13 protein-coding genes are annotated in these 14,210 nt (G+C 69.6%); 7 read left to right on the top strand and 6 right to left on the bottom strand.

Going from position 1 to position 14,210, the window contains the following annotated elements:
- Positions 1-115: 115 nt before the first annotated feature.
- The 4 genes from ilvD to ACV22W_RS01915 all read right to left on the bottom strand — a co-directional run bounded on the left by ilvD (position 116) and on the right by ACV22W_RS01915 (position 6,531).
- Complete coding sequence (ilvD, locus tag ACV22W_RS01930) at positions 116-1,975, bottom strand: dihydroxy-acid dehydratase (protein WP_448017488.1); 1,860 nt, start codon at positions 1,973-1,975, stop codon at positions 116-118.
- 252 nt (positions 1,976-2,227) lie between these two features.
- Positions 2,228-3,250 (bottom strand): Ldh family oxidoreductase, encoded by a 1,023-nt coding sequence (locus ACV22W_RS01925; RefSeq protein ID WP_448017487.1) that lies wholly within the window; start codon positions 3,248-3,250, stop codon positions 2,228-2,230.
- The gene (locus tag ACV22W_RS01920) at positions 3,243-4,835 is read right to left on the bottom strand and encodes an aldehyde dehydrogenase (NADP(+)) (RefSeq protein ID WP_448017486.1); all 1,593 of its coding nucleotides are present in this window, start codon (positions 4,833-4,835) and stop codon (positions 3,243-3,245) included. The genes ACV22W_RS01925 and ACV22W_RS01920 overlap by 8 nt, the downstream gene beginning before the upstream one ends.
- A 70-nt stretch (positions 4,836-4,905) precedes the next feature.
- Positions 4,906-6,531 (bottom strand): APC family permease, encoded by a 1,626-nt coding sequence (locus ACV22W_RS01915; RefSeq protein WP_059525015.1) that lies wholly within the window; start codon positions 6,529-6,531, stop codon positions 4,906-4,908.
- A 605-nt stretch (positions 6,532-7,136) separates the two neighbouring features.
- Between ACV22W_RS01915 and ACV22W_RS01910 the strand changes: the two genes are divergently transcribed.
- The 7 genes from ACV22W_RS01910 (at position 7,137) to ACV22W_RS01880 (ending at position 12,151) form a co-directional block, all read left to right on the top strand.
- On the top strand, positions 7,137-8,069 hold the full coding sequence (locus tag ACV22W_RS01910) for a 4-hydroxyproline epimerase (protein WP_448018104.1): 933 nt from the start codon (positions 7,137-7,139) through the stop codon (positions 8,067-8,069).
- Positions 8,066-9,193: an NAD(P)/FAD-dependent oxidoreductase gene (locus tag ACV22W_RS01905; protein ID WP_448017485.1), complete on the top strand. Its 1,128-nt coding sequence runs from the start codon at positions 8,066-8,068 to the stop codon at positions 9,191-9,193. Before ACV22W_RS01910 ends, ACV22W_RS01905 begins: the two co-directional genes overlap by 4 nt.
- Positions 9,190-9,423 (top strand): 2Fe-2S iron-sulfur cluster-binding protein, encoded by a 234-nt coding sequence (locus ACV22W_RS01900; RefSeq protein WP_448017484.1) that lies wholly within the window; start codon positions 9,190-9,192, stop codon positions 9,421-9,423. The genes ACV22W_RS01905 and ACV22W_RS01900 overlap by 4 nt, the downstream gene beginning before the upstream one ends.
- On the top strand, positions 9,420-10,688 hold the full coding sequence (locus ACV22W_RS01895; RefSeq protein WP_448017483.1) for an FAD-dependent oxidoreductase: 1,269 nt from the start codon (positions 9,420-9,422) through the stop codon (positions 10,686-10,688). Before ACV22W_RS01900 ends, ACV22W_RS01895 begins: the two co-directional genes overlap by 4 nt.
- A gap of 264 nt (positions 10,689-10,952) precedes the next feature.
- On the top strand, positions 10,953-11,303 hold the full coding sequence (locus ACV22W_RS01890) for an ArsR/SmtB family transcription factor (RefSeq protein WP_448017482.1): 351 nt from the start codon (positions 10,953-10,955) through the stop codon (positions 11,301-11,303).
- The gene (locus ACV22W_RS01885; protein WP_448017481.1) at positions 11,293-11,727 is read left to right on the top strand and encodes a YeeE/YedE family protein; all 435 of its coding nucleotides are present in this window, start codon (positions 11,293-11,295) and stop codon (positions 11,725-11,727) included. The genes ACV22W_RS01890 and ACV22W_RS01885 overlap by 11 nt, the downstream gene beginning before the upstream one ends.
- Position 11,728: 1 nt before the next feature.
- Positions 11,729-12,151 (top strand): DUF6691 family protein, encoded by a 423-nt coding sequence (locus ACV22W_RS01880; RefSeq protein WP_448017480.1) that lies wholly within the window; start codon positions 11,729-11,731, stop codon positions 12,149-12,151.
- 195 nt (positions 12,152-12,346) lie between these two features.
- Here the strand turns inward: ACV22W_RS01880 and ACV22W_RS01875 are convergent, their stop codons facing one another.
- Complete coding sequence (locus ACV22W_RS01875) at positions 12,347-12,622, bottom strand: hypothetical protein (RefSeq protein ID WP_448017479.1); 276 nt, start codon at positions 12,620-12,622, stop codon at positions 12,347-12,349.
- A gap of 98 nt (positions 12,623-12,720) precedes the next feature.
- Positions 12,721-14,163 (bottom strand): cytochrome-c peroxidase, encoded by a 1,443-nt coding sequence (locus ACV22W_RS01870; RefSeq protein WP_448018103.1) that lies wholly within the window; start codon positions 14,161-14,163, stop codon positions 12,721-12,723.
- Between the last annotated feature and the right edge of the window lie 47 nt (positions 14,164-14,210).

Raw genomic sequence — 14,210 nt, 5'->3', positions numbered from 1 at the left:
CGATTGACGGCGCCGGTGCCGCGGCTTCGGGCCGGCGCCGGACGAAAAAAAGCCGCTCCGAGGAGCGGCTTCCGAATCGCGCAGGCGGGCCGTTCGCGCGGCCCGTCGTCCGGTGTCAGTCGTCGAGCAGCGACAGGTCGCGCACGGCACCCTTGTCGGCCGACATCACCAGCTTCGCATAGGCCTTCAGCGCCGCGGACACCTTGCGCGGGCGCGGTTGCGCCGGCTTCCAGCCCTTCGCGTTCTGCTCTTCGCGGCGACGCGCGAGTTCCTCGTCCGACACCAGCACGTCGATCGTGCGATTCGGGATGTCGATGCGGATCCGGTCGCCGTCGCGCACGAGGCCGATCGCGCCGCCCGCTGCCGCTTCCGGCGAGCAGTGACCGATCGACAGGCCCGACGTGCCGCCCGAGAAGCGGCCGTCCGTCAGCAGCGCGCATGCCTTGCCGAGGCCCTTCGACTTGATGTAGCTCGTCGGGTACAGCATTTCCTGCATGCCGGGGCCGCCCTTCGGGCCTTCGTAGCGCACGATCACCACGTCGCCGGCCTTGACCTTGTCGTTCAGGATGTTCTCGACCGCTTCGTCCTGCGATTCGGTCACATGCGCCGAGCCCTCGAATACCAGGATGCTTTCATCGACGCCGGCCGTCTTCACCACGCAGCCGTCGAGCGCGATGTTGCCGGTCAGCACGGCCAGGCCGCCTTCCTTCGAGAATGCATGCTCGTACGAGCGGATGCAGCCTTCGGCGCGGTCGAGGTCGAGGCTCGGCCAGCGCGTATCCTGGCTGAACGCGACCTGCGTCGGGACCCCGGCCGGGCCGGCCAGGTAGAACGTGCGGACCGATTCGTCTTCCGTGCGGACGATGTCCCACTGGTCGAGCGCATCCTTCAGCGTCGGCGCGTGCACGGTCGGCACGTCGGTGTGCAGCTTGCCGGCGCGGTCGAGCTCGCCGAGGATCGCCATGATGCCGCCCGCGCGGTGCACGTCCTCGATGTGGTACTTGTTCGTGTTCGGCGCGACCTTGCACAGCTGCGGCACGATGCGCGACAGGCGATCGATGTCCTTCATCGTGAAGTCGATGCCGGCTTCCTGCGCGATCGCCAGCAGGTGCAGGATCGTGTTGGTCGAACCGCCCATCGCGATGTCGAGCGTCATCGCGTTCTCGAACGCCTTGAAGCCGACCGAGCGCGGCAGCACGCGCATGTCGTCCTGCTCGTAGTGCTGGCGGGTCAGTTCGACGATGCGGCGGCCGGCGCGCTTGAACAGCTGCTCGCGATCCGCGTGCGTCGCGACGACCGTGCCGTTGCCGGGCAGCGACAGGCCGAGCGCCTCGGTCAGGCAGTTCATCGAGTTCGCGGTGAACATGCCCGAGCACGAACCGCAGGTCGGGCAGGCCGAGCGCTCGACTTCGGCGACGTCGGCATCCGAATACGACTGGTCGGCCGCGATCACCATCGCGTCGACGAGGTCGAGTTTCTTCAATTCGACGGTCTTGGTGACCGGGTTCGCGAGGCGCGTCTTGCCGGCTTCCATCGGGCCGCCCGACACGAAGATCACCGGGATGTTGAGGCGCATCGCGGCCATCAGCATCCCCGGCGTGATCTTGTCGCAGTTCGAGATGCAGACCATCGCGTCCGCGCAGTGCGCGTTCACCATGTACTCCACCGAGTCGGCGATGATGTCGCGGCTCGGCAGCGAATAGAGCATGCCGTCATGGCCCATCGCGATGCCGTCGTCGACCGCGATCGTGTTGAATTCCTTCGCGACGCCGCCGGCGGCCTCGATCTCGCGCGCGACGAGCTGGCCGAGATCCTTCAGGTGCACGTGCCCGGGCACGAACTGCGTGAACGAGTTGACGACCGCGATGATCGGCTTCGAGAAATCGTCGTCTTTCATGCCGGTGGCGCGCCACAGCGAGCGCGCACCTGCCATGTTGCGGCCGGCGGTGGAGGTTTTGGAACGGTATGTGGGCATGGTGATGGCTGAAGAATTATCGCGAAAAAGGGTGGAGGCACGGGAATGGAGGCCTCTCGCGCGCCCGTGCGAACAACCTCTTGAGCTGCGCCCTGGGCAAACCCGTCGATTATCCCACAGCCGCCGGGCATGCGGCCGCCCGCGGGCGCCGGGCTGGGCGCCTGGACGCGGGCGCGGGACACGCCGGTCGAACCGGACGGCGACTTCATCGCCCGTCCTGCCGGCGATGAAGCCGCGCCTGGCGATCGCGCGTCAGTCGAGCAGCGTCAGGATTTCGTCGTACAGCGCCTTCGGAATCCGCACGCCGTGCGCGATGCTGCGCGCACGGGCGTCGAAGCGCCGCTGCGACGGCAGCCGCGCGCCTTGCCCGGTGATCGACGCGAACATCCGCTCGCCGCGCGCGAGGCCCGCGTCGAGATCGTCGCCGAGGAACACTTTCGGGTCGAATGCGATCACGAGCTCGCCGTGGCACGGCGTCGCGCCGACGCCTTCGTCGAAGTCCATCGACTCCTGGCTCGTCATGTCGCCGATCAGCGCGCCGCCGAGCAGTTCGACCATCGCCGCGAGCGCCGAGCCCTTGTGCCCGCCGAACGTGCGCATTGCGCCGTGCAGCGCGGCCTTCGGATCGGAGGTCGGCTGGCCGTCGGCGTCGATCGCCCAGTGCGGCGGGATCGCCTTGCCCTGTTTCGCGTGCAGCTCGATGTCGCCGCGCGCGATCGCGCTCGTCGCGAAGTCGAACACGAACGGCGCGCCGTCCGGGCGCGGCCACGCGAACGCGATCGGGTTCGTGCCGAACACCGGCTCGCGGCCGCCTTCCGGCGCGACCCAGCTGTGGCTCGGGTTCATCGCGATGCCGACCAGCCCCTCGGCGGCGATCGCCTCGACCTCGGGCCACAGCGCCGAAAAGTGGTAGCAGTGGTTGATCGCCATCGCGGCGATCCCGTGCTGCTTCGCCATCTCGACGAGCACCGGCAGGCCGGTTTCGAAGCTCAGCAGCGAGAAGCCGCGATGGGCGTCGACCGCGACGATCGACGACGACAGCCGGCGCAGCGTCGGCACGGCTTGCGGGTCGACCTTGCCCTTCTTCAGCGAGCGCACGCACACGAGCAGCCGATACACGCCGTGCGAGTGGCACTCGTCGCGCTGGCCCTGCGTGATCACGCCCGCGATCGCCCGCGCGTGCGCATCGGACAGCCCGTGGTGCGTCAGCACCCGCAGCGCGAGCGCATGGACCTCGTCGAGCGACAGGACGACTTCGGCGAGCGGCTCAGACATCGCGCGCTTCCCGGGGCGCCGGCACGCCGTCGATGCGTTGCGGCACGTTCAGCAGGTTGCCGTTGCGGATGGCGTCGGGCAGCAGCGCGTCCGGCACGTCCTGGTACGACACGGGGCGCAGGAAACGCTCGATCGCGCGTGCGCCGACCGACGTCGTGCGCGTGTCGGACGTGGCCGGGAACGGACCGCCGTGCACCATCGCATGACCGACCTCGACGCCCGTGCCGAAGCCGTTGACGAGAATACGGCCGGCCTTGCGCTCGAGCGTCGGGCGCAGCGCGGCGAACAGCGCGGCGTCGCCGTCGGCGAGATGCGCGGCGATCGTCAGTTGCCCTTCGAGCGACTTCAGCACGCGATGCAGCGTATCGGCATCCGGGCAGCGCACGATCAGCGATGCCGGACCGAACACTTCGTCACGCAGTTCGGGATGGGCGATGAATGCGTCCGCCGAGGTCGCGAACAGCGCCGCGCGCGCCTGGAAGCGACCGCCTTCCACGCCTTGCGCCAGCAGTTCGACCGCGTCGTGCGCGCGCAGGGTGGCCACGCCTTGCGCATAGCTCGCGTGGATGTGCGGCGTCAACATCGTCTGCGCGGCGGTCGCCTGCACGGCGGTGGCCGCCGCGGCTTCGAACGCGCGCAGCGCGGGGCCGTCGACGGCGAGCACGAGGCCCGGGTTGGTGCAGAACTGGCCGGCGCCGAGGGCGAGCGATGCGACGAACTGCGGCGCGATCGCGTCGTGGCGCGCGTCGAGCGCGGCCGGGAACAGCAGCACCGGGTTGATCGAGCTCATTTCCGCATAGACCGGAATCGGCTCGTGGCGCGCGGCCGCGATGTTCATCAGCGCCACGCCGCCACGGCGCGAGCCGGTGAAGCCGACGGCCTTGATGCGCGGATCGGCGACGAGCGCCTGGCCGATTTCGCGCGACGCGTCGAACAGCAGCGAGAACACGCCGGCCGGCAGCCCGCATTCGCGCACCGCCTGCTGGATCGCGCGGCCGACGAGCTCGGACGTGCCCGGATGCGCGGAGTGCGCCTTGACGATCACCGGGCAGCCGGCGGCGAGTGCCGACGCGGTATCGCCGCCCGCGACCGAGAACGCGAGCGGGAAATTCGACGCGCCGAATACGGCGACCGGCCCGATCGCGACGTTGCGCAGGCGCAGGTCGACGCGCGGCAGCGGCTTGCGGTCCGGGCGGGCCGGATCGATGCGCGCATCGACGTAACCGCCGTCGCGCACGAGCGACGCGAACAGCGCGAGCTGGCCGACCGTGCGGCCGCGTTCGCCTTCGATGCGTGCGCGCGGCAGGCCCGTTTCGGTGACGCAGCGCTCGATCAGGTCGTCGCCGAGCGCCAGGATATTGCGGCCGATCGCATCGAGAAACGCCGCACGTTGCTCGGGGCTCGTCTCGCGATACGTGTCGAAGGCTTCGTCGGCGAGCGCGCAGGCCGTCTCCAGGTCGTGCAGGCTCGCGCCGCCGAATGCGGGTTCGAGCGGTTCGCCGGTCGCGGCGGCGATCGCGTGAAGGGTGCCGTTCTGTCCGGCGATGGCCGACTGGCCGATCAGGAGCTGACCTGTGAGTTGCATGGGTTTTCCTCGGAAAATGCGGGGCCGGGCGTGGGCGCCCGGCCGGAGTGAAAAGGGGAAAGCGGGTGTGTCAGTCTTCGTCGTCGTCGAGTTGCAGCTTGTCGGAACGGATGCCGGTATTGGCGCCCCAGTAGTAGATGACGAGCGCGACGGCCGCGACGACGACCGTGTCGTACGGATGCGCGAGCTGGCCCGTGCCGCCGAAGCCGCCGAAGTAGGACAGCACGATCATGGCCGCGTAGAACGCGATCAGCCACGCGGACGAACGCACCTGCTCGGCGAGGCTCAGGTGCGCGGTCGGCACCCAGCGGCGGCACGCGAGATAGATCACGAACATGACGATCTGCAGGCCGAGCAGCCAGGACACCGTGCCCCAGCCCGACCAGTAGACGATCAGCGCGGCGATCACGAACGACGCGGGGCCGGTGATGCCGAACGCCACCGCGCGGAACGGCCGCGGCAGGTCGGGCGCGGTGCGGCGCAGCGCGGCGACCGACACGGGTGCGACCGCATAGCTCAGCACCAGCGCGGCCGAAACGATGTTGATCAGCGCCTCCCACGACGGGAACGGCATGGTCCAGAAGATCGCGAGGCCGAACGTGAGCCACAGGCCCGCACGCGGGATGCCCGATGCCTCGTCGACGCGCGTGAACACCTTGAAGAACGTGCCCGTCTTCGCCCAGCCGTAGACGACGCGCGGCGTCGCGTTCATGTAGATGTTGCCGCAGCCGCTCGGCGAGATCATCGCGTCGGCGACCACCATCACCGCGAGCCAGCCCACGCCGAGCGCGAGCGCGATGTCGCGGTACGGCAGCGAGAAGGCCTTGCTCACGTCGTGCCAGCCGGCGGCCAGCATGTCGGTCGGGATGCTGCCGATGAACGCGAGCTGCAGCAGCACGTAGATCAGCGTGGACAGCAGGATCGACAGGATCAGCGCGATCGGGATCGTGCGCTGCGGATTGCGCACTTCGCTCGCGACCGACACGATCGGCGTGAGGCCGAGATACGCGAAGATGATGCCGCCGGCCGACACGGCCATCTCGATGCCAGGCATGCCGAACGGCGCGAAACCGTGCGCGGTGAGGTTGGCGGGCTTGAAGAACGTGAACAGCACCGCGATCACCGACAGCGGCACGATGAACTTGAAGATGCTGATGATGTTGTTCGCCTTCGCGAACGTCTTCACGCTCGAATAGTTCAGGTAAAAGAAGAAGCACAGCAGCGCGGCCTGCACGAGCCAGCCGATCGTCGTCGGGTCGCTCGATCCGGCCTTGGTGAGGCCCGGGAACCATGCGGCCGCGTACTGGCGCGCGGCGACCACTTCGATCGCGATCAGGCTCGAGAACGCGATCAGCGTGATGAAGCCCATCAGGTAGCCGAGCAACGGGCCGTGCGAGAACACCGGGTAGCGGACCACGCCGCCCGCGCGCGGCAGCGCGGCGCCGAGCTCGCAGTAGACGATGCCGAGCAGCAGCACCGCGAAGCCGCCGAGCAGCCACGAGAAGATGCCGGCCGGGCCGGCGATCGTCGACACGTGACTCGCGGCGAACAGCCACCCCGAACCGAAGATCGCACCGAGGCCGATGAACGTCAGGTCGGTCAGCGACAGCTGCTTCTTGAACTTGCCGTGACCGCCGTCGGCGGGCACGGAACGGGAAAGCGGGACGGACGGGTGTGTGTTGCCTTGACCTGGCATGGGTTTGTCTCCTGGGAAATATCGGGGCAGGTGCGGCCTGCGCCGCGCTCCGGGGCGCAGCAGGCGCAACGCCGGCCGGCCGGCGTGCGACCGGTTCGAACGACCGCGAGGGCCGTGGCTCGCTCGAGTGCGGCGCGGGCAGGCGCTGCGGCGAACGGGCCCGTGCCGGCCATGCCGGACACGGAAGTGGCGATGCGACGAGGGGAAGCCGCCGCACCGCCGTGGGGAAATCGGTCAGCGGTTCGCGTGGTTCCGTTCGGCGCGGTGCGAGGCGTCGAATGCGATGGACGCGTCCGGTACGGACCGGTGGCTGAGGGCGGGGAAAACTCCGGTCCGCTGGATGGCGTTTCGGCTCACTGCAATCTCCTGCTTCGTATCGGTCGACGACAGGCGCGTCGACGTGCAACCAGTATCGCCGTGCAAACGCCCATCACGCTTGAGCCGTATCGCGGAGCAAAATGACGAAATCGGCACAGTGGCCGCAAGGGCCGCGAAACGCGTTCCGCACTGTGCCGATTTCGTCGCCGTCCTCATCGAAAAGCCACAAGCGGACGGACGCACGACGGAGGAAGCTATGCTCCTTTCCCCACTTCGGACGGCTCATGATGAAGCGCATCCAGATCATCGATTCGCACACGGGCGGCGAACCTACGCGGCTCGTCGTGTCCGGTTTCCCCTCGCTCGGCAACGGCACCATGGCCGAGCGCCGCGACGTGCTCGCGCGCGAGCACGATCGCTATCGCACCGCGTGCATTCTCGAGCCTCGCGGCAGCGACGTGCTGGTCGGCGCGCTGCTGTGCGAACCCGTGTCGCCGGAAGCTGCGGCCGGCGTGATCTTCTTCAACAACAGCGGCTATCTCGGGATGTGCGGGCACGGCACGATCGGCGTGGTGCGCACGCTGCATCACATGGGCCGCATCGAGCCGGGCGTGCACCAGATCGAAACGCCGGTCGGCACCGTCGAGGCGACGCTGCACGACGACCTGTCGGTCAGCGTGCGCAACGTGCTCGCGTACCGCCATGCGAAGGCCGTCGACGTCGATGTGCCCGGTTACGGTCCCGTGAAGGGCGACATCGCGTGGGGCGGCAACTGGTTCTTCCTGATCAGCGATCACGGCCAGCGCGTGGCCGGCGACAACGTGGCGGCGCTGACCGCCTATTCGTCCGCAGTGCGTGCGGGGCTCGAACGCGCGGGCATCACCGGCGCGAACGGCGGCGAGATCGACCATATCGAACTATTCGCGGACGATCCCGAATGCGACAGCCGCAGCTTCGTGCTGTGCCCCGGCCATGCGTACGACCGTTCCCCGTGCGGCACCGGCACGAGCGCGAAGCTCGCGTGCCTCGCGGCCGACGGCAAGCTCGAACCGGGCGTCGTATGGCGCCAGGCGAGCGTGATCGGCAGCGTGTTCCAGGCGAGCTACGCGCAGGCCGACGGCGGCATCGTGCCGACGATTCGCGGCAGCGCGCACCTGAGCGCGGAAGCGACGCTGCTGATCGAGGAAGACGATCCGTTCGGCTGGGGCATCGTGTCGTGAGCGAGACCCGGACCGACGTCGTCGTGATCGGCGCCGGCATCGTCGGCGCGGCGTGCGCGCATGAACTCGCGCAGCGCGGGCTGCGCGTGCTCGTCGTCGACGACGCGAGCGGCGGCGCGACCGGCGCCGGCATGGGGCACCTCGTCGCGATGGACGACAACGCGGCGGAGCTCGCGCTGAGCCATTATTCGATCGAATTGTGGCGCGCGCTCGCCGGCGAGATGCCGGACGGCTGCGCGTACCGCAACTGCGGCACGCTGTGGCTCGCGGCCGACGCGCACGAAATGGATCTCGCGCGCACCAAGCAGGCGACGCTCGCCGCGCACGGCGTGGCGGGCGAGCTGATCGACGCGGCGACGCTCGCGCGGCTGGAGCCGATGCTGCGCGCGGGCCTCGGCGGCGCGCTGAAGATCCCCGGCGACGCGATTCTCTATGCGCCCGTCGCCGCGAACTGGCTGTTGCAGCGCGCGCCGGGCATCACGTTGCGGCGCGATCGCGCGGTGGCGGTCGACGGTCCGAGCGTGACGCTCGCGAGCGGCGACACGCTGCGTGCGGAGCGCGTGGTCGTCGCGAACGGCGTCGCCGCGCGCACGCTGTTGCCTGAATTGCCATTGCGCCCGAAGAAGGGCCACCTGCTGATCACCGATCGTTACCCGGGCCAGGTGTCGCACCAGCTCGTCGAGCTTGGCTATGCGGCGAGCGCGCACGCAAGCGACGGCACGTCGGTCGCGTTCAACGTGCAGCCGCGGCCCACCGGCCAGCTGCTGATCGGCTCGTCGCGCCAGTTCGACACCGAGGACGCGCGCGTCGAGCCGCCGGTCCTCGCGCGCATGCTGCGCCGCGCGGCCGGCTACCTGCCGGATCTGGCCGACCTGAACGGAATTCGCGCATGGACGGGCTTCCGTTCCGCGAGCCCCGACGGTCTGCCGCTGCTCGGCGAGCATCCGGCGCGGCCGGGCGTATGGCTCGCGGTCGGGCACGAAGGGCTCGGCGTGACGACCGCGCCGGGCAGTGCGCGGCTCGTCGCCGCGCTGATGACCGGCGAACGGCCGCCCATCGACATCGAACCGTATTTGCCGGGACGTTTTCTGACGACGTCCCCCGTAGCCGGAGCGCTGACATGATCATTCATCTGGACGGCCGCGCGCTGACGGTGGCCGACGGCGCGACCGTCGCGGCCGCCGTCGCGGCGAGCGGCGACGACTCGACGCGCGTGTCGTGCACGGGTGCGGCGCGCGCGCCGTTTTGCGGTATGGGCATCTGCCAGGAGTGCAGGATGACGATCGACGGCCGCCGTCGTCTGGCTTGCCAGACGCTGTGCCGTGACGGGATGCGGGTGGAGCGCACGCGATGAAACAGGAACGACTGAGCGTCGACGTCGCCATCGTCGGCGCGGGCCCGGCCGGATTGTCGGCCGCGCGGGCCGCCGCACGAAGCGGCGCGACGATCGCGATCGTCGACGACAACCCGCGCGCGGGCGGGCAGATCTGGCGCCAGGCAGCGGCCGCGACGCCGGTGCCGGCCGCGGCGGAACGCCTTGCCGTGCTGCGTCGGCCGAACGTCACGCATTTGGCGGCCACGCGCATCGTCGCCGAGACGCAGCCGGGCACGTTGCTGCTGGAGGACGACGAGCGCGGGTTCCTGCTGGAATTCCGCACGCTGATCGTGTGCTGCGGCGCGCGCGAGCTGCTGCTGCCGTTTCCCGGCTGGACGCTGCCGGGCGTCACCGGCGCGGGCGGTCTGCAGGCGCTGATCAAGTACGGTCTCGACGTGCGCGGGCAGCGCACCGTGATCGCCGGCAGCGGCCCGCTGCTGCTCGCGAGCGCGGCGACGGCCCGGCAGGCCGGCGCGCAAGTGTTGCACGTGCTCGAACAGGCAGCGTGGAGCGATGTCGCCGGTTTCGGCGCGGGGCTGTGGCGCTGGCCGTCGAAATTCGCGCAGGCCGCGAAACTCGTCACGGCGGCTTATCGGCCCGGCGCACACGTCGTCGAAGCGTTCGGCGACAAGCGGCTCGAACGCGTGCGGATCCGGCACGGCGAGCGTGAATTCGAGGTCGACTGCGACCGGCTCGCATGCGGCTTCGGCCTCGTGCCGAACACCGTGCTGCCGAGCCATCTCGGCTGCCGGATCGAGAACGGCGCGGTCGTGGTCGACGCGCACCAGCGCACGAGCCGCGAGGGCTGTTTCGCGGCGGGCGAGTGCACGGGTGTCGGCGGCAGCGAACTGGCGATGGTCGAAGGCGAGATTGCCGGCTGCGCGGCCACCGGGCAGACGGCGCCGCTGGCCGCGCTGATTGCGCAGCGCGCGCGCTGGCAGGCATTCGCGGACGCAGTGCGCGAATGCTTCGCGATCCGCGAGGCGATCCGCCGGCTCGCGCGGCCCGATACGCTGATGTGCCGTTGTGAGGACGTGCGCTTCGACGCGGTCGCGCCGGCGTCCGGTTGGACGGCGGCGAAGCTGCAGACGCGCTGCGGGATGGGGGCATGCCAGGGCCGCGTGTGCGGTGCGGCCGCGCAGGCGCTGTTCGGCTGGACGCCGCCGGTGCCGCGCATGCCGCTCGTGCCCGCGCGGGTCGGCACGCTGATGCTGGACGACACGACGTCCTGCGACGGCGCCTGACGCGCCAGGGCGAAGCGGCCCGGTTCGCAGCGGGCCGCTGCGCCGTTCATGCTCGGCTGACTGATGGACCGCTTCGATCCGCACCGCGTGCTCGCGTGCAGCCATGCGGCGGCGGCCGAGGCGATAGCCGGCGAGCACGCGCAGCGGAGGCAGGGGGCCGACCGTTGCCGATGGCGCCGTCTTCCGACGGCACCGAACGAAAGCAGGAATCTACATTATATAAATGTATATAATGTAGATTCCTTAATCGTTTGCGGTCCCCTCATGAACGCCGACCCTTCCACCGGGCTGCCCGAGCCCGACCAGATGCGCGCCGCCGCCGAATCGGCATGCGCGCTGCTCAAGGTGCTGTCCAATCCCGACCGGTTGCTGCTGCTCTGCGAGCTGTCGCTGGGCGAACGCTGCGTGAGCGATCTCGAGGCGCGGCTGGACATCCGCCAGCCGACGCTGTCGCAGCAACTCGGCGTGTTGCGGGACAACGCATTGGTCCGAACGCGCCGTGAAGGCAAGAACATCCACTATTCGCTCGACAGCCCGGCCGTGATCGCGGTGATGGGCGTGCTGTACGAACAGTTCTGCGGCACGGCCGCGAAGGGGATTCGCCATGCAGCTTGATTTGATTCATTTCACGCCGTGGCTGTCGCTTGCAGGCGGTGTGCTGATCGGGCTTGCTGCCGCGTGGCTCGTTGCGTTCAACGGACGGATCGCCGGGATCAGCGGCATCGTCGGCGGCTTGTTCACGGCCGGTTCCGCCGAGCGCGACTGGCGTGCCGCATTCCTCGCCGGGCTGATTGCCGCGCCGCTGATGATGCGCATCGCCGGTGTCGCCGCGGCGCCGCAGGTCGATGCGGGATGGGGCGAGTTGCTGGCGGCCGGCCTCCTGGTTGGAATCGGGACGCGCTATGCGGGCGGATGCACGAGCGGTCACGGCGTCTGCGGGCTGTCACGCGGTGCAGCGCGATCGATCGTCGCGACGACGGTGTTCATGGTCGCGGGTTTTGCGACCGTATTCGTGCGACGGCACGTGATCGGAGGCTGACATGCAGGCAGGATTCGCGTTTCTGGCGGGGCTGCTGTTCGGCGCTGGCCTCATCGTGTCGGGGATGGCCAACCCGCAGAAGGTACTCGGTTTTCTCGACCTGGCAGGCCGCTGGGATCCGTCGCTCGCGTTCGTGATGGCCGGCGCGATCGGCGTTGCCGTGTTCGCGTTCGCCTGGGCGAAGCGTCGGACACGGTCGTTGCTCGGCCTGCCGATCCAGTTGCCGGCCGTGCGGACGATTACCGTGCGCCTCGTCGCAGGGAGCGCCGTGTTCGGCATCGGCTGGGGGCTTGCCGGATTCTGCCCGGGGCCGGCGATCGTGTCGATCGGGCTCGGGTCGGTCAAGGGCATCGTGTTCGTCGTCGCGATGTTGATCGGGATGGCGTTGTTCGAGTGGATCGAGCGCGCGCGGAAGGGGCGGTAGCTGGGTGACGTTGTTGCGGCCGAATTCGTCGGCTCGGGCGCCTTCGATCGCCACCTGCACCGGTTTCGCGAGCAACTGCGCGTGCAGCGCGATGTGACGATCGATGCGATCGCGCGCCATTTTCCTGCCGGCACGCCACATTCACCCCGGACGGCCGCCGCGCGGCGATGCGCCGACGATACGATTTCGGCGATTTCATCGGCTGACCGCATGCGCGGCGAGATGCTGACGGATCAGCGACAGGTAGCGATCGCCGACTGAGAAGTCGCGTGCGGCACGCGGCCGCTCGGCATGGCGCAGCGTGGCCGGCGCGCTCATGCCCAGATACCGGCATACCGCCGACGGGAAGGGCTTGCGTGTATGCCCGAGCTGGCGCGCCGCGCGCTCGACGCGGGCGTCGCCGACCTGCGCACGCAGCCATGCCAGCACTTGGCGATCGGTGTCGTTGACGATACGGACCAGATGTTCCATCGCGCACCTCACTGTTCATAAATACAGTACTGTAAATATAACCAGTATGTGAGGCGGCCGCAAGCGGGCGCGCATATGCCTGGCCGTTCGGCCAGGGTTCAGCGCACCGGCGCAGGTGGGCGGGCGGCCGGCGATCCGGTCATCCGGGCGGCAGGCGCGGCGGTCGGGACGAGGTTCGCGTAGCGCGCGTCGGTCAGCGTGCCGAGGAACGCGACGATGTCGTCGATTTCCGCGTCGGTGAGTGCGGGCGGCGTGCCCGGTCGACGGTTCATCGGCGTCGAATTGACGTTGATGTTGCCGCGATAGGCGGCCGGCACGTCGTCGAAGGTCCTGGCGCCGTGATACCAGTGGCCCGGGTCGGTCGAGCGCGTGTTGTAGAACGCGACCGCGTCGCGCAGCGTCGTGAACACGCCGTTGTGCATGAACGTCTGCTTGACCGCGACGTTGCGCAGCCCCGGCGTGCGCAGGTAGCCGCACCATTGCGTCGGCTCGGGCCAGCGCAGCCGTGTGGCCGTGTCGCACAGGCCGTTGTCGAAATGGCGCGGATCGCGGTTCGCGGGCAGCGCGCGGTTGCGCGGCACCGCGATCGCGTCGTAGCCGAAATCCGTGAAGAGCGAGCGCTCCGGCCGGCTCGACGTCTCCGACAGCGTATGGCAACTCATGCAGTTGCCCTTGTCGGGATTGCGGAACAGCGTCAGGCCGCGCATCTCGGCCGGCGCGAGCGGCTTGCGCGTGCGCAGGTACGCGTCGAAGCGCGACGTGAACGGCGCCATGTCGTCGCTCTGCAGATAGGCCTCGACGGCCGAGCCCAGCGCGCGCACCAGTTGCTCGGGGTCGCGCCGCACCGATGCGCCGAAGCGCGCGGCGAGATCGTCCGCCAGTTCGGTGCGGTCGACCTTGCGCAGCAGCGCGGCCGGCGATCGGTTGTTCATCTCGTTCGGATCGAACAGCGGCCCGCGGATCTGTTCGGCGAGCGTGTCCGCGCGGCCGTCGCTGAAGAGGCCGCCGAACGGCGACGGCGCGGGGGCGTCGTCATCCTGGTAGAAGTGGCGGCGTGGCACGTAGCGCACGTAGAGCAGCGACGGCGCGTTGCGCAGGCTGAAGCGTCCGTGGCGGCTGCCTTCCGGCACGCCCGGCCCCGCGAGCGAAGCGGCGGACAATGTCGGGGCGAACGCACGCCCCGGATCGTGGCAGCCCGCGCACGACATGCCGCGCGGCTCGGACAGCCGCGGATCGAAGAAGATCCGGCGGCCCAGCGCGACGAGCGTCGGGTCGGGCGCGAAACGGGCGGCCGCCGCGTCGACCTTGTCGGTCACCTGCGGCGTGCCGTTGCCGATCGTGCCGACGACGCGCGACGGCGGCGTGCCGGGGAGAAGCATCGTCTCGGACGGCGCGGCATGGGCCGCGAACGCCGTGCCGGCGAGCAGGGCGGCGGCAAGTACGCGTACCGTCCATCCGCTGCCGGGGACCGGAACCGAACCGGAAACCCGATGCTCGGCAGCGGTCACCGACGAAACCGCCCGCCTCCGCGAGCGGACCATCCGTCGCCGGCGGCCGGTCGAATCCGTCAGATCGTCACTCAATCGAA

This window comes from Burkholderia sp. AW49-1 (assembly GCF_053427845.1).
Note: the sequence above shows the minus strand (reverse complement) of the source record. Positions and strands in the feature narration are given on the sequence as shown.